Source organism: Pseudoalteromonas rubra, assembly GCF_005887115.1.
Classification (GTDB): domain Bacteria; phylum Pseudomonadota; class Gammaproteobacteria; order Enterobacterales; family Alteromonadaceae; genus Pseudoalteromonas; species Pseudoalteromonas rubra_F.
This window is the reverse complement of the sequence record NZ_PNCJ01000186.1, coordinates 1-312: the sequence shown is the minus strand read 5'-3', so window position 1 is coordinate 312 and position 312 is coordinate 1. Positions and strand designations below refer to the sequence as shown.

Here is a 312-nt window from a genome sequence, read left to right as displayed (position 1 = left end):
GTATGGATAGCGCTAACGCCCATTAAAAGAGCCCAGCGCAACGCCGATGAACGGCTCAGCGCCAAGCAAAGCCTGCAATACTTTAAAAACCCAACGGCCATTAAGTTCTTCTTTGCAATCGCCGCTTATGTTGCCCTAGAGCAAGGCATTGCCAATTCTATGTCGGTGTTTTTACAGCAACAACATGGCTTAGAGCCTAACACTGAGGGCGCAGCGGTGGTAAGTCATTTTTGGTTGAGTTTAACCCTGGGTTGTTTACTCGGATTAGTGCTACTTAAGTGTGTGGATGCGCAAAAGTTATTGATGTTCTTT

1 pseudogene is annotated in these 312 nt (G+C 46.5%); it reads left to right on the top strand.

The features are described from left to right. Positions 1 to 312: pseudogene (locus tag CWB98_RS23700) on the top strand (MFS transporter); the annotation flags it as partial.